The organism is Escherichia sp. HH091_1A (genome assembly GCF_030295175.1).
GTDB lineage: Bacteria > Pseudomonadota > Gammaproteobacteria > Enterobacterales > Enterobacteriaceae > Escherichia > Escherichia coli_F.
The window spans coordinates 599,083-625,783 of sequence record NZ_AP025747.1 but is presented as its reverse complement, the minus strand read 5'-3'; the positions used below and the strand labels follow the sequence as shown (position 1 = coordinate 625,783).

The following is a 26,701-nucleotide window of genomic DNA, read 5'->3' as shown; positions in this document are numbered from 1 at the left end:
CGGCATGTGGCCCTCGACATGGGGGTTAATTGAATTTTCGGCTAAGGAGTGGCCATGCTTTTTCCCTTTCGAAAACCTGAAGTACGTCTGCTGAAAAATACCGCTGCGGGCGTCATTTTTTCGGTGAAGTCAGGTAAAGGATTTCTGCGTCAATGTGTGAGTTACGATCCGCACCCTTATGGGCTTATCCGTTCGCTCTGCTGGCAGGATGTCCCGTTAATACGTTTCTGGTCCGAGACTGGCTGCCCCACCTGTGCGGAATTTGTCTACAGCGGTTTTGCGGATGATGAACAGGGAGCCGCCCGGTTTTTGTCTGCTCTCGAAAACTGGAATCGCCCGTGGTCTGGCATGACGGACGCTTTTGCCGCGCTGACACCGCTGTTCTCATGCATGGCTGATGGCTATTATCTGCTCGAAGATCGTGAACTTTACCCGACGGATGGCAACGGGCATTTCTTTTGGGCGGCAACGGACCATAGCGCCAGTAATCCGGCGACCGTTGCCGTCTGGGATCCTGAATATTGCTATTTCAGTGACACCGCCCCCTGTTTTCTTCTACCCGGCCAGCCGCCATCACATTTTAATCCTGAGCGTGCGACGTTTTATCGCGATAAACCGGACGCCCGCGCTCTGGCCTGGTATCGCCCTGATTCCTATCTCTGCGTTCTGCTCGACGGACACCATAAAGCAACAGCCGCCGCGCTGGAAGGGCGACCGCTCAAAACACTGGTACTCAGCACGGCAACCCGTTTTAATGATGAGCAACAAACCCTGGTATTTCCGGGCGGAGAATGTCTGCACAAAACAGAGCTACTGTGCCAGGTTCCCAAACTCACTGAGTGGAAAACATTACCGCCCGGCGCATGGGAGAGTTTCGGCCCTGATAAGCACATCAGCCCATCCGAAACCTGGTCAGAAGAGTTGCAGCAGAGCGTCAGTCGGTACCCTTCACTGGATCAAGCCTGGCAAATTGTTGAGGCCGGGAATTTGAGCGAAGCTCGTATTAAGCGCATGATCCAACAAGGTTTGGAGGGGGATGAAAAGGCTGATGTTATTTTGCAGGCACTGTTTTCCACATACTCGCCGCTTTTTGTTGACTTTGCTCGATTCGTTATCAGCCATCCGGCATACGCCATTTATCGCCCTCTCACCTTCCGGTTGATGGCGCAAAACCGAACGCCGCAAGCAGATGCTTTTTTTCTGGATTTTGCCATCAATGATGACGGCGAACGTCCGGAGTTGACGAAAATAATGGACGACTATTTTCGCAAGCCTTAATCACCCCGCCCGATGATGACAGCAGCCGGAGAGATTTTCGATAATTGGGCAGTCGGCGCTGTCATCACCGGGGCAGGCATTCGCCAGCGCCAGTAGCTGGTCGCGCATGGATTGCAGCTCCTCAATGTGCCGTTCGATCTCCGCTACCTTCTCCAGCGTACGACGTTTGACGTCGGCACTGTGACGCTGCGGATCGTTAAACAGATTCACCAGTTCGCCGCTCTCTTCCAGGTTAAAGCCCACCTGGCGCGCCTGGCGCAGTAAGGTCAGTTCGTTGAGATGCTGCTGCGTGTAGGTTCGATAACCATTTTCGCTGCGCATCGGCGGTGTCACCAGTCCCTTCTCTTCATAGAAGCGAATGGCTTTGCTGGTCAGGCCGGTAATTTTTGCTACATCGCTAATGTTCATCGTTCGCGCAACGCCTCCTGTGCTTTGTTAAAGGGTTTCAACAGATAATCCAGCACGCTTTTTTTGCCGGTGCGGATATCGACCGTCGCCACCATGCCGGGAAATATCGGAAACTGCTGTTTATGTTTATTTTCCAGATGGTTGCTGAAAGTGCGAATGTACACCCGATAGTAATAAACATCGCGTCGCACTTCATCCTGCACGGTGTCTGGTGAAATCACCGCCACTTCCCCCGGCAGGCCGCCGTAGATGGAGTAATCGTAAGCGGTTATTTTCACCAGCGATTTTTGCCCCGGATGGATAAATGCCACATCGCGTGGGGAGATTTTTGCCTCGATCAGCAGTTGCTCATCCAGCGGCACGATAGTCATAAGTTTACCACCAGGGGCGATGACGCCGCCAACCGTGGTGACGTCAATGTCCTGAACAATGCCTCGCACCGGCGCGGTAAAGTTGAGCCGGGTGAGAGAATCTTCCCGCCCGCGGATCACCGAACGCTGGGTTTCCACTTCCGCATTGGCTTTCGCTAACTCTTCGCGCGCCTGTACGTAGTATTGCGTACGCACGTCGCTAAGTTTGTTTTCCAGTTCATTGGCCTGGCGTTGCAGGCGCAGCACTTCAACGCTGCTCGCCGCCCCCTGTTTCACCAGCGGCTGGGTCATCGCCAGTTCGCGGTTGACCAGGCTAATCCCCTGCGTCAGCCCGGTGGTGGCTTTGTTCAACCCGTCGCGGCGAGTGTTATATAACGCCGTTTCCGACTCGATAAGTTCGGGGAATTTATTCAGTTCGTCAGGGAAGACCAGCGGTTTATTACTCACTTCCGCCCGCAGCCGCGCCGAGGTTGCCAGTGCCGCATACAGCCGCGACATCGCTTCCTGGACGTCGGATTCCGTTTTGGTGCGGTTAAGCTGCGCCAGCGGCTGCCCCTGTTCGACAATATCGCCAACCTTCACGTCGAGATGATACAAAATCCCGCCTTCCAGAGACTGCACCACCTGTTCGCGTCCAGAAGGTTCTACCGTGCCGCTGCCGGTGGTGACTTCATCAAGCTGGAAGTACCACGCCCAGCCGAGAAAACAGAGCAGCATCACAGCGGTAACGCGCACCGCCAGCGCCGAACGTGGCAGGCGGGGTTCAGTCAGGCCACGGTTGTATTGCAGTTGTCCGTTCATGCGGCAGACCCCTTATTCTTCTCCTGCAACACCACGCGTCGCGTCGTGGGTTCGCCCTGTTCACGCAAAATGGTCTCTTTCGCGCCGTCCATCACAATGCGCCCCTGATCCATCACAATTATCCTGTCCACCAGTTGCAGCATTGCCGTGCGGTGAGTAGCGATGACCAGCGTGCGATGCCCAATCCACTGTTTTAGTTGTTCAATTAAATACGCTTCCGCCATTTCATCCAGCGAGGCGCTGGGTTCATCAAGCAGGACGATATTGGGTTGAGAGATGAGGAGCCGCGCCAGCAGCAGCGTTTGCCGCTGGCCGCCAGAAAGACCAAATCCCCCTTCCTGAATCATGTAGTTAAGGCCGTTTTTCTGCTTCTGCACAAAGGGCAGCGCCCCGCTGAGGGTTAACGCGCGTTCGATATCTTCATCGCTGGCTTCCGGCATCCCCATGGTGAGGTTTTCCCGCAGCGAACCGAAGAACAGTCGCCCGGTCTGGCTGAGCAGCCCCATGTCGCGACGCAGATCTGCCGGATCAAGCTGCCCGATGCTGATGTTATCCAGCAGCACCTGCCCCTGCTGGGCGATACGCATTCCGGCGAGCATTTGCAGTAGCGTTGATTTACCCGCGCCGTTGCGCCCGAGAATGGCGATTTTCTCTCCGGCCTGAATGTTGAGTTTGCCGATCGCCACATCGGCAATCTTCTCTTCTTCGTCGTAATAAAACACCGCGTTGCTAAACTGATAATTACCGTGCAGTACCGCTTTATGCACCAGTTTGCCGTGCTCCGGCTGATCCACCGGGCGCTTCATCAGTTCATCAAGCCCGTTACGCGCCACTTTCGCCTGCTGCCAGCGCGAAAGCACGCCGGATATCTGCGACAGCGGCGCGATGGTGCGCGAAGCCAGAATCGTCGTCCCCACCAGCGCGCCGGTGGTCATGTCGCCGTTCATCACCATGAAGCATCCCACCAACAGCACCACCACATAGACGATGGATTGCACTTCCTGCGTCCAGGTGAGCAGTAGCCCGGTGAGAAAACGTTGCTTCATGCTGATAGATGACGCCACGTCGTTGGTGTGATTCCACTGATTCTGGAAACGCTGCTCAGCACGCAGCAGTTTAATGTCTTCAATCGACTGCACGGCCTCGACAAGCGTAGCGTTGCGCACTGCCGATTCGCGCATCCCTTCGTTCGCCAGCCGCGCCAGCGGGCGTTGTACCAGCAGACCGGGGATCACCAGCAAGGGCAGCGCCAGCAAAACCACCAGCACCAGCCAGCCGCCGATCATCCACAGAATAAAAACAAACAGCAGGAAGAACGGCAGATCCGCCACCGCGCCGATGGTGGTGGAGGTGATCAGCTCCCGCACCGATTCCAGTTCGCGGATCTGTGAGATAAACGATCCGGTGGATTTCGATCGCACGTTATTTTTCAGCCGTAATGCGTGACCAAACACGCGATCCGAAATACGCAGATCCGCCCGTTTGCCGATCACATCGGAAAGGTGTGTGCGCACCATGCGCATACAGAACTCAAACAGGATCGCCATCATCACCCCGGCGAACAGCACCCATAGCGTCGGGTAGGACTGCGCCGGAACAACGCGGTCGTAAACCTGCATCGAGAAAATCATCGCCGCCAGCGCAAGGACGTTCGCCACCAGCGAGGCCAGCATAATATCGCCGTAACGCCGCCAGTCTTTTAGCGAGAGATTCCAGAACCAGTTCGCCTGATACGGGCGAATGTAGTCATCTACCCGCATGTCAGGGATGGCGCTGAGCGGGCGCAGCAGCGCCAGTTCAACGATTTTATCCTCAACATCCGCGACGTTTAGCGTAGTTTCCAGCCCTTCGTCACCGCTGAACTGAACGCTGATATTGTCGTGGCTGTCGCGGCGGGTGATCACGCCAACCTGCTGATTATCAAACACCGCGATCAGCGGCAGCCGCCACGGGTTAAGCGAGTCGGCGGAAAATTCCACCAGTCGTAGCCCCATCCCTAACTGCCGCGCCATATCAGTGAGTAACTCTTCCCGTTTGCTGTCGCGCTCCCAGTTGACGGTCGCGCGCAAGTTCTCCTGGGAAAAATCGAGGCGGTAATAGCGCGCCACGGCGATCATCGCCTCCAGCCAGGCTTCCACGGACTGGGCATTTTTTTTCATTCTCTACACCACCATCAACTGATGATTCGCCAGTAAGGTGGCGAGGTCGGTATGCACGCCCGTCAGCGTGACCACGTTAGTTGTCGCAAAGCCGCCGCCCGTGCCGTCACGGTCGATCTGCACGATGGTGTCGCTGCCGCTCTGGGTGACTTTGACAAAATCACCGATGTTTCCGGCCTGGGCATCCAGCGTTGCCACACCGTTGACATAGCTGGCTTTGCCGTTTCCGGTGTAGCCGCTGCCCTGTAACAGTTCACGAATATCAATGCGATCGGTGTCGGCGGTGCCTTCCCAGGTGCCTACCGTAAAGCCATTCACCACGTCCGAACCGTTGCCCCCGGTGGCGTCACTGGCGTTAAGCAGTTTATAGAGCAAGGTATCGTGGCCGCCGTTGCCGATGTTGAGCGTGTCGTTACCACCGCGCCCTTCCAGTTGGTTATCGCCGCTGCTGCCGGTCAGAGTGTCATTAAAATTCGAGCCGGAAATCCCTTCGATATTGGTAAATGTCGAGGTATTAAAACCGGTGGCCTGTGCAGTGGTGACGCTTAAGTTAGCGGTGACGCCCACCGTTGAGAGACGGAAATCGACCACGTCCATGCCGCCGTTTGCCAGCCAGGTTCCTGTGCCGGAACTGTACACCCAGCCGCCGGAACCGTCGTAGGTGTCGGTGCCTGCGGTGGCGAAGAAGGTGTCGTTATAGCCAGTGCCGACAAACTTGCCGTTGTTGCTCGCCGTACCCGCTTCAGCACTGAGGTCGTAAGCGTGAGTAGCATCGGTGGCCTGTAAGCCGCCCCAGCTGGTATTCACCGTCTGGTCGATATTGCTGGCGGTAGTGCCGGTGGATTTGATCAGCACCGCGTTGTAGGTTTCTCCCGCGTTAAGTCCGTAGAAGTTGACCAGCGCCGAGGTGTCGTTAACGCCCATTCCCGACTGCGGGTTGATGATTTGTGTGGCAACCAGCACACCCGCCGAGTTGTACAGCTTCACGGTATTGCCGTAATAGACGTTAATACCGTTAGGATCGGTGATACGCAGGTGCAGCGAGGTGCCGTAGCTCACCGTGTTAGTGTTACGGATGAGGAACACGCTGCCCGACTGTTTGGTTACCAGCACATCCACCGCGCCGTCCCAGTCGTAGTCCATTGCCGCCACGCCGCTGGTGGTGCCGCTCTGGCTGCCGCCGAGTGCCGACTGTGTCCAGTTGCTGGCGTTGCTGACGTTGGTATAAAGATACGACTGCCCGGTCTGGGCGATACGGGCGATATCCATTAACCCGTCATGATCCCAGTCGACGGCCTGACTGAATTGACTGGCATAGGTGGTTGCCGTCGCGCCGACCGCCACCGGGCTACCCAGCACGCCGTTGGTGTTGAATAACAGCGAGCCGTAGTTAGCTCTTCCCTGGCTGGCGGGCAGGAAGAGGTCCATATCGCCGTCACCATCGAAATCGGCCCATGTCATGGAAACGGATGTCGAGTTCCCCCCCGAGCCGGGACTACTGAGGAAAGTATTGACGGTGTTTTGTCCCCAGACGAAGGTGCCATTGCCCTGACTTATCAACGATGAGAGGGTGAAGTTGTTGTTCAGGTTGAAAGTGTGCTGAACCAGGTCAATCCTGCCGTCATTATTAAGATCGACACCGGAACCTTCGTTGAGTGACAGATAACCTGTCACCGCCCCACCGACCGTAGCACTCCCCCCGTTATTAGCAGTGGTCGAGTTGCCTGTCAGGGTGCCGGCGTTGTTCCACAGGAAAGTGTTGGAGTCCGGCCCCCCGGCGTCGCCAATCCAGAAATCAAGATAACCGTCGCCCTCTTTATCAAACGCCACAATCGAGCCATACCACGTCAGGGTGCCAACGTTCACCTGGATGGCGCTGGAAAACGTACCATCGCCGTTATTAGTAAAGCCGTTGATATAACCCGTGCCGTAGTCATCACGGGTAATAAACAGATCGCCCGTACCGTTACGGTTGTAATCGGCGATGGAGCTGGTGGCATAGTTGTTGCCACTTTGCACCAGCGTCAGGGCGGTTTTCGACCAGGTGAGCGGATCGGTGGATTGCATAATTTGCTGGTTGGCCAGCACTGTCCACATCCCGTGTGTGTCGAGGCCGTAGGTCAGCCCCCATGCGGTGGATTTGCTGGCGGTGGTCCAGGTCGGTGTGTAATCAATCGCTGCGTTAACCGTTACCGTGCCAGTGCTGACGTTAGCGGTGTTACCGTTACCCGCCGAGCTTTTCACCTGCGCGGTGACGTTATAGGCGGTCGCAGACGCCGCCAGCGCGTCGGTATCCGGCAGTTGCACATACCAGGTGTTGTGCGCCGGATCGACCACCACCGCACCGCCTGGCTGCGAAGTGTAAGTTTTGCCGTTGATCACCACTTCAACATACTGTCCGCTGGCGAGTGCCGCGGTGAGTACGCCGCTGATAATCGGCGTGGTATCGCGCGTGGTTTGATTGGTGATTTGCGCCAGCGTCGTCGGAATTGAGGTATCGACCGTCAGAACAAAATCGCTGGAGGAGGTGATATTCCCTGCCAAATCCACCACTCGTGCGCTGTAGGTATAGGCACCGCTGACCAGACCACTGTCGCTGTAAGTCCAGTTCAGCGCGCCGACCATCGTTACCGCACCTAACAGCAGACCGTTACGGTAGAGGTAAACGACTTCACCGCTGGCCAGCGGGCCGGAGAGCACACCGTTCAGCAGCGGCGTGGTGTCGTCGGTGGCCTGCGAATTGCTAAACGTCCCCTGCCGCTGCCCGACATCATCGGTATACGACACAATGGTCGGCGTGGCGGTGGGGTTAATCGTATCGACCACCACCGTTTTCGATACCACCGGGCCTGTATTTCCCGCCAGATCCAGCACCCGTACCTGATAAACATAGCTGCCGTCGGTCAGCGTGCGGCTGTCAGTGTAAGTCCACTGCGTACCGTTGGTGGTGAGCGTGGTCCAGGTCGCGCCGCCATCGAGGCTAATCTGCGCCACTTCGCCGCTGGCAAGCCCCGCCCCCAGCGAACCGGTCAGCGTGAGCGTGGTATCGCTGGTGATAAAGTCGGTGGCCGAACTCCCCGTATCGGTGCTGATGCTGGCGATGGTGAGCACCTGCGCCGGGTTAACGGTGTCAATCTGCGCCGACTGGCTGCCGGTTGCGCCAACGTTGCCCGCTAAATCAACCACCCGCACCTGCCAGGTGGTGGTGCCGTTGGTCAGCGTACGCCCGTCCACATATGTCCAGTTCAGACCGTCTGCGGCAACGGTCACGTTCACCCAGGTTGAGCCGTTGTCGGTACTGATTTGCGCGAACTCATTAGCGCCGAGCGCCGCGCCCAGCACGCCGCGCACGGTAAGCGTGGTGTCGCTGGTAATAAAATCGCTGCTGCTGGCTCCGGTGTCATCGCTGATACCGGTAATAGTGATGCTTTTCGCCGCTTCCGGGATGATGGTGTCGACCACCACATTTTGCGTCGCGGTCTGCCCGACGTTCCCCGCCAGATCCACCACCCGCACCGTGTAGTTCCAGGTGCCGTCGGTCAGTGTGCGACCATCGGCATAGCTCCAGCTGGTGCCGATAACGGTTAACGTAGCCCAGGTAACGCCACCATCAAGGCTGATTTGCGCCCGTTCATCTGCCGCCAGCGCCGCGCCGAGCGTCCCGCGCACGGTCAGCGTAGTGTCACGGGTCACAAAATCGCTGCTGCTTAACCCGGTGTCATCGCTGATGCCCGCAATGACGATGGTTTTGCTCGCCAGCGGCGCGGTGGTATCCACGGTGACTATCTGGCTGGCGGTCGCGCCGATATTTCCGGCGGTGTCGATCACCCGTACCTGATAGTTGTAGTTACCGTCGGTCAGCGTGCGCCCGTCAAGATAAGTCCAGGTTAATCCATTTACCGCCAGATTCTGCCAGGTGGTGCCGCCATCGATACTGATTTGCGCGAACTCACCAGCAGAGAGCGCCGCGCCGAGCGTACCACTCACCGCAAGCGTCGTGTCGCTGGTGACAAAATCATTAGTAATCAGACCTGTATCGGTGGTGATCGCGCTAATGGCGATGGTTTTCACCGCGGGATCTGGCGCAGTAGTGTCGATCACCACATTCTGGCTATCAGTCGCCCCGACGTTGCCCGCCGCATCAATAACCCGCACCTGATAGAGATAGTTACCATCGGTCAGCGTGCGGCTGTCGTTATAGCGCCAGGTCGTGCCAGTAACGGTAAGCGTGCTCCAGGTTATACCGCCGTCGATACTGATTTGCGCCGTCTCGTTACTGGCAAGCGCGGCGGTGAGTGAGCCGTTGACCACCACCGGGCTGACGCTGGTGATAAAGTCGCTGGCGCTAAGGCCAGTGTCGGCTTGCAGGGAATCAATATTAATGCCCATCGCCGGGGCGCTGAGATCGACGGTAATGGTGTGATTGCTGCTACCGATGTTGCCAATGGCAATTGCTCACCGAAGCGTTAATCACATAGGCATTGCCGTCCGCCAGCGCGGTGACATCGGCGCTGCCGAGGGTGTAGCTCCAGCTACCGCCGGTCTGTACCGTGGTGGTGTAGGTTTTGCCATTTAAGGTCAGGGTTAGCGTCTGCCCGACCGGTGCGGTCGTGGTGCCGCTGATAACCAAAGACGCGCCGTGTTCCGCCGCGTTCACTACATCATCGCCCGCAAAGGTGTTGATGGTGACGGTGGGCACGTCGCCATTCAACGTCACGCCACGGCTGGCGCTACCGGGGTTTCCAGCCTGATCGCTGACCGTCGCGCTGATGGTGTAGCTGCCGTCGCTTAATCCGGCAAACTGCTGCGCCGGAATAAATACCGACCAGCTTCCGCCACTGCCGACCGTTGCGGTCCAGGTCTGTCCGTTAAAGGTGACGGTGACAGTCTGACCTACTTCGGCGGTGGTGGTGCCGCTGATAGTCTGCCCGGCAAGCTGTTCGGCGTTGTTGATAATATCGTCACCCGCAACGGTGGCGATGGTGACCGTCGGCGCAACGGTGTCAACAGTCAGGGCGTGCGTGGTTTGACCGGGGTTACCGGCGCGATCGTTCACGCTGGCGGTAATGGTCTGCGCGCCTTGCCCGAGTGCTGCCAGATCCGCCGCAGGCACGTTCAGCGCCCAGGTGCCATTGGCGGCAACCGTGGCGGTATAGGTTTTGCCGCCAAAGGTGACAGTGACCGTCTGCCCCACTTCCGCGCTGGTCGAGCCGTTAAGGGTTAACGGCTGCTGCTGTTCGGCGGCGTTGAGTCGGTCATCCGTCGAAACGGTATTAATGTTGATAACCGGTGCGGTGAGATCCACCGCCACGCTGCGCGAGGCCGTGGCGCTGTTTCCTGCGCTGTCCTGGGCGGAGGCGCTAACCGTGTAGCTGGTGCCATCCGCAAGTGCCGCGACGTCTGCCGCCGACACATTCACGCTCCAGCTCCCGTTGTTCTGAATGGTGGCGCTGTAGCCCTTGCCATTAAGCAACACGGTCACCACCGTGCCTGTCGCGAAATTAGTGCCAGTGCCGCTCAGGGTCAGCGCACTGCCTGCTTCGGCGGCGTTAATAATATTATCGCCACTGATGGTGCTGACTGAGAGCGACACCACCGCCGTATTGACCTGCACGTTGTGCGTCTGCGTGCTGCTGTTGCCTGCGCTGTCGGTGATGGTGGCGCTGATGGTCACCGTGCCGTCTGCAAGGCCGGAAACCACGCTGGCTGGCACGCCAACGCTCCAGTTGCCGCTGGCATCGGTGCTGGTGACATACTGCAGCCCGGCGATGGTCACCACCAGGCGGTCACCCGCCACCGCGCCCGTGGCGGTGCCGCTGATAATCTGCGCCTGAGAGTGTTCGACGTTGTTAATCACGTCATCGCCTGCCACGGTGTTGAAGCTGATGACGGGCGCGGTGGTATCGACGGTGACGCCTTTGCTGGCGCTGCCAGGGTTACCCGCCAGATCGCTGACCGTGGCGGTCAGGGTGTAGCCGTTATTAGCAAGTGCGGTTAAGTCACTGGCAGGCAGCGTTAAGCTCCAGCTGCCGTCTGCCTGCACCGTGGTCTGGTAGTTAGTGCCGTTTAGCGTGACGGTGAGCGTTTGCCCTGTTTCCGCGGTGCTGGTGCCGGACACCGTGACGCCCGCCGCCGCTTCGCTGGCGTTGATGATGTTATCGCTGGCAATGGTGTTGATGGTCACCGTTGGCGCAGCGCTATCGATGCTGTATTCATGCGTTGCCGTGGCGCTGTTGCCGTTGACGTTAGTCACCCGTACCTGGGCGCTGGCATCGCCGTCACGAAGAGCCGCCATATCCGCTGCCGGAACGGTGGTGCTCCAGCTACCGTTTGCCGCCACCGTGGTGGTGTAGGTTTTGCCGCCAAAGGTAATAGTAACGGTTTGCCCCGCTTCGACGCCGGACGTGCTGCCGGAAAGCGTTAGCGCCGCGCCTTTTTCGGCGGCGTTAATCACATCATCAGGGGTAATAGCGTTAATGCTGATGGCGACGGTAGTGAGATCAACGCTCACCGGATGGGTAATGCTGGTTTGCGTTCCGGCACTGTTCGCGCCGCTAACGGTAATATTCAGCATTCCCGCAGGCCAGTTACTGACATCCGCCGCCGGAACGCCGACGCTCCAGGTGCCGTTCGCCAACACCGTGGCGGCATAAGTTTGGTTATTTATCACCACGGTCAGCGCCGTGCCTGCCGTAAAGCCGGAGCTGCTCCCGGTAATCACCTGCGCCTGAGCGTGTTCGATGATATTGACCACATCATCTCCTGCGACGGTATCCACCCGCAGACCGGGCAGACTGGCATCGATGGTGATATCACGCATGCCGCTGCCGGTGTTGCCAACGGCGTTGGTCACCGAGGCATTAACGGTTAATTCACCGTTACCTAACGCCTGCCAGTCAGCGGCTGGTACGCTTACATTCCAGCTTAAATCAGCCTGGACGGTGGCGGTGTAAGTTTTACCACCCAGTTCAACGGTGACGGTGCTGCCCGCCGCCGCACCGGTTACCTGGCCGCTGATAGTTTGCGCACTGCCTGCTTCGGCGGCATTGATAATATCGTCCGTCGCCACCGGATTAATGGTGACGCCCGGCAGCGCGGTATTGACCTGCACGTTATGGCTGGCGGTGCTGCTGTTGCCCTGGGCGTTGGTGACGCTCGCCGTGACGCTATATGTCGCTTCGCCCAGCGCACTGACCGCCGAGGCAGGCACAGTGACGCTCCAGTTGCCGGAGGCATCGGTGGTGGCGCTGTAGTTTTGTCCATTCAGCGTGACGGTGATCGCCGTGCCCGCAGGCTGATCGCTGGTGCCGGAAAGCGCCAGATTCGATCCTTTTTCCGTCGCGTTGATCACGTCATCGCCCGCGATGGTGTTGATGCTAATCGCTGGCGCGGTGAGGTTAACGGTGACGGTTCGGCTGGCGTCGTCGCTGTTGCCCGCCCGATCGCTGACGCTGGCGGTGATGGTCTGTGCGCCTCTACTGAGTGCCGCAACATCCGCTGCTGGAACGCCAACGCTCCAGTTACCGGAGGCATCCAGCGTCGTGGTATACGTTTTGCCATTGAGCACAACGCTCACCACATCGCCCGCTTCCCCGCCTGTACTGGTACCGGAGATCACCAGCGCCTGGGCGTGTTCGGCGTCGTTAAGGATGTCATCGCCCGCCACGGTGTTAATGGTGAGAACCGGCGCGGTGGTGTCTATCGCCAGATTATGGCTGGCGCTGCCGGGGTTGCCCGCTTTGTCGTTGACCGTGGCGCTGACGGTGTAATTGCTTGCGGTGAGCGCGACCAGGGCTGAAGTGGGAACGCTGACGCTCCAGCTGCCGTCCGCCTGTACATTACCGGTGTAAGTTGCGCCGTTAAGGGTGACGGTGACCGTCTGCCCGGTTTCGGCGGTGCTGGTGCCGCTGATGGTGAGCGGGTTTCCCGCCTCCGTGGCGTTAAGGATGTCATCGCTGGCGATGGTGTTTATGGTAAGCGTCGGTGCGCTGGCATCGACGCTATACGCATGAGTTGCCGACGCGTTGTTGCCGCTCGCACTGCTGACACTGGCCTGCACGGTCGCCGCGCCGTCTGGCAAGGTTGCCAGATCTGCCGCTGGAACGTTCACGCTCCAGCTACCGTTGGCGGCGACGCTGGCGGTGTAGGTTTTGCCGCCAAAAGTGACGGTAACGGTTTGCCCACTTTCAATTCCGCTGGTGCTGCCAGAAAGGGTCAGGTCGGTGCCTTTTTCGGCGGCGTTAATTACGTCATCGCTGGCAACGGTGTTGATGCTGATTGCCACCGCCGTTAAATCGACGGTGAACGGATGGCTGACGCTGACCGGGTTTCCGGCGCTGCTCTGGCCTGTCACGTCAACGGTTAACGGCCCCGCAGGCCAGGCGCTGACGTTTGCCGCCGGAATGCCGACACTCCAGCTCCCGTCTGCCTGTACCGTGGCAGAATAAGCCACACTGTTGATGGTAACCGTCAGCACAGCACCTGCATTCAGGCCACTACTGCCACCAGTGATCACCAGTGCCTGACCATGCTCGATGCTGTTGACGATATCATCGCCCGCGACGGTATCCACGCGCAGACCTGGCAGGTTGGCGTCAATGGTGATATCCCGCGTACCGCTGCCAGTGTTGCCATTCGCGTTGGTGACTGAGGCGGTAATGGTCAGATCGCCATTGCCCAGCGCCTGGAGATCGGCTGCCGGAACGGTGACGCTCCAGCTTAAGTTGCCCTGTACCGTGGTGGTGTAAGTGTTGCCGCCCAGCGTCACAGTAACCGTATCGCCAGCGGCGGCGCGGGTCACCACCCCGCTGATGGTTTGAGCGGCACCTGCTTCGGCGGCGTTGATAATATCGTCGCCTGCCACGGGGTTGATGGTGACGCCCGGCAGGCCGCTGTCGACCAGTAAATTCGCCTGGCTGCTGGCGGTGTTGCCTGCCGTACTGGTGGCGCTGGCGCTGACGGTATAGTTAGCCTGGCCTAATGCCGCCAGATCGCTGACAGGCACGGTTAAGGTCCAGTTGCCTGCTGCGTCGGTGGTGGCGCTGTAATTGTGACCGTTGAGCGTGACGGTAACCTGTGCGCCTGTCGCCAGCCCCGTACTGCTACCGCTAATGGTCAACGGCTGGCCTTTTTCATCGGCGTTCAGGACGTTATCGCTGCTGATGGCGTTAAAGGTAATGGTCGGCAGCCCGGTATTGACCGTCACCTGATGGGTGGCGCTGCCGCTGTTTCCGGCGGCGTCAGTGACGCTGGCGTTAATGGTCACCGTGCCGTTTGTCAGTGCCGAAACAACGCTTGCCGGGACACCGACGCTCCAGTTGCCGCTGGCATCCAACACGGTGGTGAAGGTATTTGAGCCGATAGTCACCGTCACGGTGCTACCGGTTGCCGCACCAGTGGCGGAGCCGCTGATAATCTGCGCCTGGGCGTGTTCCGTCGCGTTGATCACATCATCACCCGCGACAGTGTTGATGGTGACGACCGGAACGGAAGTATCCACCGTCAGGTTGTGGTTAACCGAGGTCGGGTTTCCGGCCTTGTCGCTCACCGCCGCGCTGACGGTGTAGTTGCTGGCGGTCAGGGCGCTTAAGTCGGCTGGCGGTACGCTGATACTCCAGCTGCCGTCCGTTTGTACCGTGCCAGTATAGTTTGCGCCATTGAGCGTGACGGTCACCGTCTGCCCGGCTTCCGCCGTGCTGCTGCCAGTGATGGTCAGCGCCGCACCCGCTTCGGCGGCGTTAAGAATATCGTCGCCCGCAATGGTGTTAATGGTCACCGTTGGCGCGGTGGCATCGACGCTGTAAGCGTGGGTAGTGGTGGCACTGTTGCCGTTAACGTTGCTGACGCTGGCCTGTGCGCTGGCATCGCCATCACGCAGGGCCGCCATATCTGCCGCCGGAACCGTGGTGCTCCAGGAACCATTCGCCGCGACGCTTGCCGTGTAGGTTTTGCCGCCAAAGGTCACGGTGACCGTTTGTCCGGCTTCGACGCCGGAAGTGCTGCCGGAGAGCGTTAACGCCGCGCCTTTCTCAGCGGCGTTAATCACATCATCGGCGGTAATGGCGTTGATGCTGACCGCCACCGCCGAGAGATCGACAGTCACCGGATGGGTGACGCTGACCGGGTTTCCGGCAGTAGTGCTGCCGCTCGCCGTAATCGTCACCGCCCCCGCAGGCCAGGCGCTGACATCCACCGCCGGAACGCCGACGCTCCAGGTGCCATCCGCCAGCACTGCCGCAACATAGGTTTGCCCGTTAATGGTCAGCGTGACATTGCTGCCCACCGCCAGCCCAGAGCTGCTGCCGGTAATCACCAGCGCCTGACCGTGCTCGATAATGTTGACCACATCATCGCCCGCCACGGTATCGACCCGCAGACCGGGGAGATTCGCGTCTATGGTGATTTCGCGCGTGCCGTTACCGGTATTGCCTACGCTGTTCGTTACCGAAGCCGAAATGGTCAGCTCTCCGTTGCCCAACGCCTGTAACGCCGAAGCCGGAACATCGACACTCCAGCTTAAGTCTGCCTGTACCGTAGCGGTGTAAGTCGCCCCACCGAGCGTCACGGTCACCGTATCGCCCGCCGCGGCCCTCGTAACCTGCCCGCTGATAGTTTGAGTTGCCCCCGCTTCGGCGGCGTTAATAATATCGTCCGTTGCCACAACGTTAATGGTGACGCCCGGTAGCGCGGTATTAACCTGCACGTTATGGCTGGCGGAACCGCTATTGCCATCAACATCGGTTGCGGCGGCAGTCACCGTATAAGACGCTTCACCGAGCGTACCAACCGCAGACGCCGGAACGGTCACGCTCCAGTTCCCGGAAGCATCGGCAGTGGTGGTGTAATTTTGCCCGTTGAGCGTAACAGTTACCTGCGTGCCCGCAGGCTGGTTGCTGGTGCCGGAAATCGACAGATCCGCGCCTTTCTCCGTGGCGTTGATGATGTCATCGACGGCGATGGTGTTAATGGCGAGTATCGGTGCACCGAGCGCCACGCTGACAGTGTGCGAGGCCGTGCCGCTGTTGCCTGCGGAGTCGGTAACCGTGGCGGTAATGGTCACATCGCCCTGGGCCAGCGCGGAAATCACGCTGGCAGGCACACCGATGCTCCAGTTGCCGTTGGCGTCCAGCACGGTGGTGTAGGTGGTCGTGCCAATCATCACGGAAACCGTGTTACCCGTCGTCGCGCCCGTTGCCGAGCCGCTGATAATCTGCGCCTGAGCATGTTCCGTGGCGTTAATCACGTCATCGCCCGCTACCGTGTTAATGGTGACGACCGGAGCGGCAAGGTCTACCGTCAGGTTATGCGTTGCCGAGGCCGGATTTCCGGCTTTGTCGCTTACCGAGGCGTTGACGGTATACGAGCTGGCAGTGAGGTTGGCTAAATCGCCAGTTGGTACGCTGACGTTCCAGCTCCCGTCTGCCTGCACGTTGCCGCTGTAATTAACACCGTTTAGCGTCACGGTCACCGTCTGCCCGGCTTCCGCCGTGCTGGTGCCGCTGATGGTCAGCGCCGATCCCGCTTCGTCGGCATTAAGAATATCGTCGCTGGCGATTGTGTTGATGGTGACGGAGGGCGCGGTGGCATCGACGCTATAAACATGCGTTGCCTGGGCGTTGTTACCCGCGACGTTGCTGACGCTGGCCTGGATGTTTGCTGCGCCATCCGGCAAGGTTGCGAGATCGGCTGCTGGGATCGTCAGCCCCCAGGTATTATCCGCGGCAACCGTGGTGGTGTAGCTTTTGCCACCGAAAATAACGGTAATAGTCTGCCCCGCTTCCACATCTGAGGTGGTGCCGGAAAGCTGCAAATCAGTGCCTTTCTCGGCGGCGTTTATCACATCGTCAGTGGAAAGGGTGTTGATGGTAATCGCCACGGCCGCAAGATCGACGGTGACCGGATGAGTAATGCTGGTTGTGGTTCCTGCGGTATTGGTGCCAGAGACGGCAATATTGACCGTCCCCGCAGGCCAGTTAGCCACGTCCGCTGCCGGAACGCCGACGCTCCAGGTGCCATCGGCGAGTACCGTTGCGCCGTAGGTGACGTTGTTGATGACTACCGTCAACGCCGCGCCCGCCGCCAGTCCGGTACTACTGCCGGTGACCACCAGTGCCTGAGTGTGCTCAATGCTGTTAATCACATCATCGCCTGCCACGGTATCAACCCGCAGACCTGGCAAGTTGGCATCTATCACAATATCGTGCGTCGCGGTGCCGGTATTATTTGCGGAATTGGTCACCGAGGCGCTGATGGTCAGTTCACCGTTACCCAGCGCCTGCAAATCTGCCGCAGGCACGCTGACGCTCCAGCTTAAATCTGGCTGCACGGTGGCAATGTATTGATTACCGCCGAGCGTGACAGTGACCGAATCTCCTGCTGCTGCCGTCCCCGTAACCTGTCCGCTGAGGGTCTGGTTAACGGCGATTTCAGCGGCGTTGATAATGTCATCACCCGCCACAGTATTAATGATTACCCCTGGCAGGAGCGATTCGACATTCACCGTATGGGTAGTACTACCGCTGTTACCCGCGCTGTCGGTGGCGCTGGCGCTAATCTGGTACACCGCCTCGCCCAGCGCGCCGACCGCCGAAGCCGGCACGGTAACGCTCCAGTTGCCGGAGCCGTCGGTGGTGGCGCTGTACGCCAGGCCGTTCAACATCACGGTGACCGTAGTGCCTGCCGCCAGGCCGCTGGAGACGCCGCTGATGATCAGATCCTGGGTTTTCTCCGCATTATTAATAATGTCATCACCGGAGACAGTGTTAATGGTCAGCGTCGGGCCACTGAGATCAACGGTCACATCGTGAGTCGTGCTGTCGCTGTTGCCCGCGCGATCGCTCAGGCTGGCGGTGATGGTCTGGCTACCGGTTGCCAGCGCCGTGACATCCGCTGCCGGAATGCCGACGCTCCAGTTACCGGACGCGTCCAGCGTGGTGGTGTAGTTTTTACCGTTCAGCGTGACGGTCACCACATCGCCCGCCGCCGCGCCCGTACTGGTGCCGCTCACCACCAGCGCCTGACCATGTTCGATGGCGTTGATAATGTCATCGCCCGCGACGGTATTAATGGTGAGATCCGGCGCGGTGACATCCACCGCCAGCGCGTGGTCGGCGCTTGCCGGGTTACCCGCTTTGTCGCTCACCGTGGCGGTCACGGTGTAACTGCTGGCGGTTAATCCGCTTAAATCCGCTGCCGGAACGTTCACGCTCCATGTGCCATCCGCGAGAACAGTGGTCTGGTACGTGTTGTTATTGAGCGTGACAATCAGCGTCTGCCCGGCCTGCCCGTGGTGGTGCCGCTGATGGTTATCCCCGCGCCCGCTTCACTCACGTTGAGAATATCGTCGCTGGCGATGGTGTTGATGGTCACAAGCGGCGCGGTGGCATCGACGCTGTACGCGCGATCGGCCTGGGCGCTGTTGCCGTTAATGTTGCTGACGCTCGCCTGCACGTTGCCCGCGCCGTCCGGCAACGCAGCGAGATCGGCAGGCGGCACATTCACCGTCCAGCTACCGTTGGCTTCCACAGTGGTGGTGTAATTTTTGCCGCCAAAGGTGACGGTCACCGTCTGCCCGGCTTCTACACCGCTGGTACTGCCGCTCACCACCAGCGTTTCGCCTTTTTCGACGGCATTGATCACATCATCGCCGGAGAGAGTGTTAATGGTTATGGCGACCGCCGCCAGATCGACGGTAACCGGATGGGTAATGGTGGAGGTTGTTCCGGCGCTGTTGGTGCCGCTTACCGTGATATCCACCGTACCCGCAGGCCAGTTGCTGACGTCTGCCGCCGGAACGCCGAGGTTCCATGTACCGTCAGCTAACACCGTGGCAGCGTAAGTGACGTTGTTAATCACGACCGTTAATGCCGTTCCTGCCGTCAGCCCGGTGCTGCTACCTGTTATCACCAGCGCCTGATTGTGCTCAATGCTGTTAATAACATCATCGCCCGCTACGGTATCGACCCGCAAACCAGGCAGATTGGCGTCGATCGTGATATCCCGCGAGCCGCTGCCCGTGTTGCCAACGCCATTGGTGACCGAGGCGTTAACTGTCAGAGAACCGTTACCCAGCGCCTGAATATCCGCCGCCGGAACGTCCACACTCCAGCTTAAGTTGGCCTGGACGGTGGCGGTGTAAGTTTTACCGCCCAGTTCAACGGTTACGGTACTGCCCGCCGCTGCACCCGTGACCTGGCCGCTGATGGTCTGGGCGTTACCAGATTCAGCGGCGTTAATAATATCGTCAGTCGCCACTGCGTTAATGGTGACGGCAGGCAAGGCGCTGTTGACCAGCACATTATGGCTGGCGGAATTACTGTTGCCTGCCGTATCAGTGACGTTCGCGGTTACTGTGTAGTTAGCTTCACCCAACGCGCTAACCGCTGACGCTGGCACCGTGGCGCTCCAGTTGCCACTGCTATCGGTGGTAGCGGTGTAATTTTGTCCGTTCAGCGTCACTGTAATGGTGGTGCCTGCGGGCTGATTACTGGTGCCAGTAATTTGCAGATCCGCGCCTTTTTCTGTGGCGTTAATCACGTCATCGCTGGCGATAGTGTTGATGCCAATGGTTGGCGCGGTGAGATTTACGGTGACCGTGCGGCTGGCATCATCGCTGTTGCCTGCCGCATCGGTAATGGCCGCAGTGATGGTTTGCGGGCCGCTGCCCAGCGCAGTGACGTCTGCTGCCGGAACGCCGACGCTCCAGTTGCCGGAGGCGTCCAGCGTGGTAGTGTAGGTTTTACTGTTTAACGTGATGGTGATGACATCGCCCGCTTCGCCGCCAGTGCTGGAACCGGAGATCACCAGCGCCTGTCCGTGTTCGGCGGCGTTAATGATGTCATCGCCGGAGACGGTGTTAATGGTTAAAACTGGCACGGTGAGATCCACCGCCAGGCCGTGAGTGGCGGTCGCCGGGTTACCCGCTTTGTCGCTTACCGAGGCGCTGACCGTGTACGGGCTGGCGGTCAGATTGCTGAGATCTGTTGTCGGCACGCTGACGCTCCAGCTACCGCCCGCCTGAACGGTGCCGATGTAAGCCACACCATTAAGCGTGACGGTTACCGTTTGCCCCGCTTCGGCGGTGCTGGTGCCGCTGATGGTTAACGGATTTCCCGCCTCAGCGGCGTTAAGAATATCGTCGGTGGCGATGGTGTTAATGGCAAGCGTCGGGGCCGTGGCATCGACGCTATAGGCGTGGGTTGCCGAAGCCGTGTTGCCGTTAATATTGCTGACACTGGCCTGTACCGTGGCGTCGCCGTCACGTAACGCGCTGAGATCGGCGGTGGGTAGCGTAGTTGTCCAGCTACCATCGCCCGCTACGGTAGCGATATAGGTTTTGCCGCCAAAGGTGACGGTGACGGTTTGCCCCGCTTCCACGCCGGAAGTGCTGCCGGAAAGGGTTAAATCTGCCCCTTTTTCGGCGGCGTTAATCACATCATCGCCGGAAACGGTGTTAATGGAGATCGCCACCGCCGCCAGATCGACGGTGACCGGATGGGTGATGGTGGAGGTTGTTCCGGCAGTGTTAGTGCCGCTTACCGTGATATCCACCGTCCCCGCAGGCCAGTTGCCCACGTCTGCCGCCGGAACGCCAACGCTCCATGTGCCATCGGCTAATACTGTCGCGCCATAGGTGACGTTATTGATCACCACCGTCAGCGCCGCGCCCGCCGCCAGCCCGCTGCTGCTACCGGTTATCACCAGTGCCTGACCGTGCTCGATGCTGTTAACCACATCATCGCCCGCCACGGTATCAACGCGCAGACCTGGCAGATTGGCATCTATCACAATATCGCGCGCACCGCTGCCGGTATTACCAACGCCGTTGGTTACCGAGGCATTAACCGTCAGGTCGCCATTACCAATAGCCTGAATATCCGCCGCCGGAACGTCCACGCTCCAGCTTAAATTGCCCTGCACAGTAGCGGTGTAGGTTTTCCCGCCAAGCGTTACGGTGACGGTATCGCCCGCCGCCGCGCCCGTCACCTGGCCGCTGATGGTCTGCGCCACGCCCGATTCCGCCGCGTTAATAATATCGTCGGTCGCCACCGGATTAATGGTGACACCCGGCAGCGCGGTATTCACCTGCACGTTATGGCTGGCGGAATTGCTGTTGCCCGCGCTGTCGGTGACGTTCGCCGTCACCGTGTAACTGGCTTCGCCCAGCGCACCGACGGCAGAGGCTGGCACCGTGGTGCTCCAGTTGCCTGCGGCGTCCGTCGTGGCGGAGTAATTTTGCCCGTTCAGCGTCACCGTAATTGTGGTGCCTGATGGCTGATTGCTGGTGCCGGAGATTTGCAGATCCGCGCCTTTTTCCGTGGCATTAATCACGTCATCGCTGGCAATGGGGTTGATGCCAATGGTCGGCGCGGTAAGGTTAACGGTGACCGTGTGCGTCTCGTTGTCGCTGTTGCCAGCCACATCGGTAACGGTCGCCGTCACGGTTTGCGGGCCGCTGCCCAGCGCAGAGACATCCTCAGCCGGAACGCCGACGCTCCAGTTTCCGGAGGCGTCCAGCGTGGTAGTGTAGGTTTTATTGTTTAGCGTGACGGTGACGACATCGCCCGCCTCCCCGCCAGTGCTGGAACCGGAAATCACCAGCGCCTGCCCGTGTTCGGCGGCGTTAATAATATCATCGCCCGCAATGGTGTTAATGGTCAGTACCGGAACGGTGAGATCCACCGCCAGATTATGCGTGGTGCTCGCCGGGTTGCCCGCTTTGTCATTGACCGTCGCCGTCAGGGTATGGCTGCCATCGGTCAGAGCGGCAAGATCTGCCGCCGGAATAGTAATACTCCAGCTGCCGTCGGCCTGTACCGTTGCCTGATAGGTCTGCACAGTTGGGCTATTGAGCGTTACCGTAACAATCTGCCCCGCTTCAGCGGTGGTGCTGCCGCTCACCGTCACGCCCGTATCGGCTTCGCTGGCGTTAACGATATTGTCGCTGGCGACGGTATTGATAATGATGGTTGGCGCGCTGCTATCGACGCTGTAGTTATGCACCGCCGAGGCGCTATTGCCATTGATATTGCTGACGCTGGCCTGCGCGGAGGCGCTGCCCTCAGGTAATGCTGCCAGATCGGCGGCAGGAACGGTGGCAGTCCAGCTACCATCGCTCGCCACGCTGGCGGTGTAATTTTTCCCGCCAAAGTTGACGGTGACGGTTTGTCCTGGCTCTACATTAGTGGTGGTGCCGGAAAGAGTTAAATTAGCGCCTTTTTCTGCGGCGTTAATCACGTCGTCCGTGGCGATGGTGTTGATGGTGATCGCCGCCGGCGTGAGATCGACCGTTACCGGATGCGTAATGCTTATCGGATTTCCGGCGCTACTTTCCCCGGACACGGTAACTGTCACTGTTCCCGCAGGCCAGGCGCTAACCTGCGCCGCCGTGACGCCCACGCTCCAGCCACCATCGGCCTGCACCGCAGTGGTGTATTCCACATTGTTAATCGTAACGGTAAGCGGCGTGCCTTCAGCCAGCCCCGAGCTGCTGCCGGTGACCACCAGCGCCTGCCCGTGTTCGATGATATTGACCACATCATCGCCCGCTACTGTATCGACCCGCAGACCGGGCAGATTGGCGTCAATGGTGATATCCCGCGTGCCGCTGCCGGTGTTGCCGTTTTGATTGGTGACCGAGGCGCTCACCGTTAAATCGCCATTACCCAGCGCCTGAATATCTGCCGCCGGAACGCTCACGCTCCAGCTTAAACCGGCCTGCACGGTGGTGCTGTAAGTATTACCGCCCAGCGTAACGGTTACCGTGTCGCCAACGGCGGCTCCAGTCACCTGCCCGCTGATGGTTTGCGCAGCACCCGCTTCGGCGGCGTTAATAATATCGTCGGTTGCCACCGGGTTAATGGTCACGCCGGGCAGCGCGCTGTCTACCAGCACGTTATGGCTGGCGGTGTTGCTGTTGCCGATATTACTCGTCACCGCCGCCGTTACCGTATAGTTGGCCTGGCCCAGTGCGGTTACCGCCGATGCCGGAACGGTGACGCTCCAGTTGCCGGAGGTGTCGGTTGTAGTGGTGTAATTTTGCCCGTTCAGCGTCACGGTGATGGTGGTATTAACAGGCTGATCGCTGGTGCCGGTGATCTGGAGATCGGCTCCTTTTTCGCTGGCGTTGATCACATCATCGCCCGCGATAGTGTTAATGCCAATCACCGGCGCGGCGGTATCAACCGTGACGGTCAGTGACTGGCTACCCGTATTTCCGGCGCGATCAGTCACTGAAACGTTGATCGGATAACTGCCGTCCACCAGTCCGCTGACAACGGAGGCCGGAACGCCCAGACTCCAGTTGCCGGAAGCATCCACCACCGTGGTGTAATCCACATCATTCAGCGTAACGGTGACAATATCGCCCGCCTGCGCGCCGGTGACCGTGCCGCTGATGATTTGCGCCTGGGTATGTTCCGGCGTGTTAATGACGTTATCGGTTGCCACCGGATTAATGGTCACCACCGGCGGCGTGGCATCGACCAGCGCCACCCGTGAGACGCTGGTCAGGTTACCCGCGACATCGTTAACGCTGGCGGTCACCGTGGCGTTGCCGTCAGCCAGTGCGTCAACGTTGGCGGCGGGAACGGTCACGCTCCAGGTGCCATCTGACTGCACGAGCCCCTGATAGGTCTGCCCATTAAGCGTGACGGTCACCGTCTGCCCCGGCTGAGCGTCAGTGGTGCCCGTGATTTGCAGATCCTGCCCGCTTTCGGCGGCGTTGATGATGTTATCAGCCGTCAGCGAGTCGATGCTTAAGGCCGGGGCCTGGCTGTCGACGGTAATGGTGCGGGAGGTGTCGCCTGTGTTACCGCTGATATTAGTGACGGTCGCAGTGATTTCCGCCGCACCGTCTGCCAGGCTACTCACCGCGCTGGCGGGAACGGTCAGGCTCCAGCCGCCACCTGCCTGAACGGTAGTGGTAAAGGTCTGCCCGGCGAATTTCACTACCACTGTTTGCCCGGTTTCCACCAGCTGCGTGGTGCCGGTCAGCGTCAATGGCGCGCCTTTTTCTGCGGCATTAATAATGTCATCGCCGGAGACGGAATTGATGGTGATAAGCACCGTGCCCGGATTAACCTCCACGTTGCGATCGATAGTAACCGGGTTCCCGGCGGGGTCCGTTGCGCTGGCATTAACCACTATCGTACCTGGCGTCAGTGCCTGTAGATCTGCCGCAGGCACGCCTACCTGCCAGTTGCCGTTGCTGTCGGTCACCCCCTGGTAGGTGTTGCCGCCGAGCAAAACAGTGACCACTCTTCCGGCGGGCAAATTAGTACTGCTACCGGTAATAATCAGGTTTTGCTGCTGCTCAACGGCATTGATCACATCATCGCCCGCGATGGTGTCAATGCGCAGCCCCGGCAGCCCGGCACTGATGGTGATATCAAGCGCACTGCTGCCTGTGTTGCCATGCACGTTGGTAACCGAGGCGTTAATGGTTAACGCGCCATCGTCCAGCGCCTGTAAATCTGCCGCCGGAACGTTCACGCTCCAGGTGAGATTGCTGCCCACCGTCGCCGTGTAAGTATTGCCGCCCAGTTCAATAGTGACCGTATCGCCCTGCGCGGCGCCCACGACGACGCCACTCAGGGTTTGATCTGCTCCCGCTTCGGCGTTGTTGACAATGTTGTCGCCCGCAAAGGTGTTGATGATCACCTGCGGCAGCACCGTATCGACCAGCAAATTGCTCTGCGCGGTGCCAGTGTTGCCGGTCACATCGGTGGCGCTGGCAGTGACGGTGTAATTGGTGTTCGCAAGATTAACAACATCACTCACCGGAACGCTCAGCGACCAGACGCCGCCGCTGACCTGAGCGCTATACGTGACATTATTCAACGTCACGCTAACTGTACCGCCATCGGGCAAATTGCTGGTGCCGCTTAACGTTAGCGGCTGCTGAGACTCCAACGCATTCAGTACGTTATCTCCGCTGATCGCATCTATCGCGACTTGCGGCGCGACGCCCGCCAGGGTGATGTTATGAGTCGCTGTACCGGTATTTCCGGCGGCATCGGTCACCGTGACGATAATATCGTTAGGGCCACGCGCTAAAGTGCGAGTTACCGCCGGATCAAGCGCCACATTCCAGCTACCGTCTGCCTGCACCACGCCGGACAGAACTGTGGCGCCTAACTTGACGGTGACCGTGTCGCCAGGGGAAGCCCCACTGACCCGCCCGGAAATAATCTGTGCCACAATCTGTTCAGCGGTGTTAAGAATATCGTCGCCCGCCACGGTGTTAACGCTGACCACGGGTGCTGAGGTGTCTACCGTGAAATTCGCGCTGTTGCTGGTGGTGTTCCCTGCCCGATCGCTGACACTGGCATTGACAGCGTAGTTCCCCTCCGCCAGTGCCTGGACCTCCGTGGCAGGCAGCGTCACTTGCCAGGTTCCGTCGCTACCGACGGTTGCTGAATGGCTTTTCCCGTTAACGTTCAGTGTTACGGTTTGCCCGGCTTCTGCGTTCGAAGTGCCGCTCACTACCAGCGCGGCGTTATGTTCTGAGGCGCTGACAATGTTGTCCTGAGCGATGGTGTTGATAGCAAGTGTTGGCGGCTGGGTATCGACCGTTAGCAGCTGCGCTCCGGTGACCGTATTGCCCGTGGCATCTTTCCCACTGACCAGCACCGCCTGATTCCCTTCGCCTAACGCTTGCGCGTCGGCGGTCGGCACCTGCACGCTCCACGCGCCGTTAGCGCCTACGCTGGTGGTGTAGGTTTTACCATTTAGCGTGACGGTGAGTTCGGTTCCCTGCGCCAGGTTGCTCGTCGTGCCAGAAAGCGTAAACCCGGCGGCCTGTTCGCTGGCGTTAATGATGTTATCGCCTGCGGTGGTGGCAACCTGTACGACAGCCTGACTATTGTCGATGGTTAACGTTATCGACCCAGCGTTGGTAATGGTGCTGCCGACGATTTGCACCACTGACCAGGTATGTTCGCCCGCGCTTTGTGTGGGTAAATCGACGCTCCAGCGCCCGTTGCTGTCTACCTGAGTGCTGGCGATAGTATTGCCGTTACTGTCTTTGATCTGAATGGTCGCCCCCGCCTGACCGCTGCCGCTAAAGGTTGGCGTGGTGTCATCGGTGATATCGTTGGCGGAAAGAATACCGCGTTGATCGCCCTGATTATCGGTTACCAAAAACGATGGCGTGGCATTGCCGGGTTCGGCTGGCGGTGGGTTGTTAACCACTTCAGTTTTTGAGTCATCATCACCACCGCTTGCCAGTAAAGCGCCAAGCGCGCCACCACCTACCGCGGCACCCGCTAACCATCCCCACGGGAAGGCACTGGTCTGAGCGACGGTATCAAGATACGGCGCAATGCTTTCAATTGCGGTAGTCTGAGCGGTCAGCTCCACGGGCGCTAATCCACCCGCCGCGGTATCGGCAAAGGTGACATGAGTCAGCTGTTGACCATCGGCAAACACCAGTTGAGATTGTTCGCTGGTATTTGCCGCTTGCAGGAAATAACCGTTGCAGCGGATCACCGTGCCGTCTTGCATATAGATCAACAGGTCATTTCCGTCACGGACATAACGCGCAACGGCAGATGCCTGAGCATGAACCTGCACTACAGAGGGCTCATAAATGACAACCGTAACGTCGCCAGGATTAATCAGCGTTTGTTTGACGGATGTTTTTCGCGAAATAACATCAATAATCAGGCTCATAATGGCATTCCT

General features: G+C 59.1%; 4 protein-coding genes and 1 pseudogene. 1 reads left to right on the top strand and 4 read right to left on the bottom strand.

Features of this window, described 5'->3' with window-relative positions; all coding sequences use genetic code 11:
- Nucleotides 1-54 precede the first annotated feature (54 nt).
- Nucleotides 55-1,278, top strand: coding sequence for a hypothetical protein (locus tag QUF14_RS02810; protein ID WP_000898668.1), 1,224 nt, complete (start codon nucleotides 55-57; stop codon nucleotides 1,276-1,278).
- Here the strand turns inward: QUF14_RS02810 and cueR are convergent, their stop codons facing one another.
- The 4 genes and pseudogenes from cueR to siiEA all read right to left on the bottom strand — a co-directional run bounded on the left by cueR (nucleotide 1,279) and on the right by siiEA (nucleotide 26,689).
- The gene (cueR, locus tag QUF14_RS02805; RefSeq protein WP_001026747.1) at nucleotides 1,279-1,686 is read right to left on the bottom strand and encodes a Cu(I)-responsive transcriptional regulator; all 408 of its coding nucleotides are present in this window, start codon (nucleotides 1,684-1,686) and stop codon (nucleotides 1,279-1,281) included.
- A complete protein-coding gene (locus tag QUF14_RS02800; protein WP_001014326.1) occupies nucleotides 1,683-2,858 on the bottom strand; it encodes an HlyD family type I secretion periplasmic adaptor subunit in 1,176 nt (391 codons plus the stop codon). Before QUF14_RS02800 ends, cueR begins: the two co-directional genes overlap by 4 nt.
- Nucleotides 2,855-5,017, bottom strand: a complete 2,163-nt coding sequence (locus QUF14_RS02795; RefSeq protein WP_000739037.1) for a type I secretion system permease/ATPase — start codon at nucleotides 5,015-5,017, stop codon at nucleotides 2,855-2,857. The genes QUF14_RS02800 and QUF14_RS02795 overlap by 4 nt, the downstream gene beginning before the upstream one ends.
- Before the next feature lie 3 nt (nucleotides 5,018-5,020).
- Nucleotides 5,021-26,689: pseudogene (gene siiEA, locus QUF14_RS02790) on the bottom strand (BapA-related adhesin SiiEA).
- Nucleotides 26,690-26,701 lie beyond the last annotated feature (12 nt).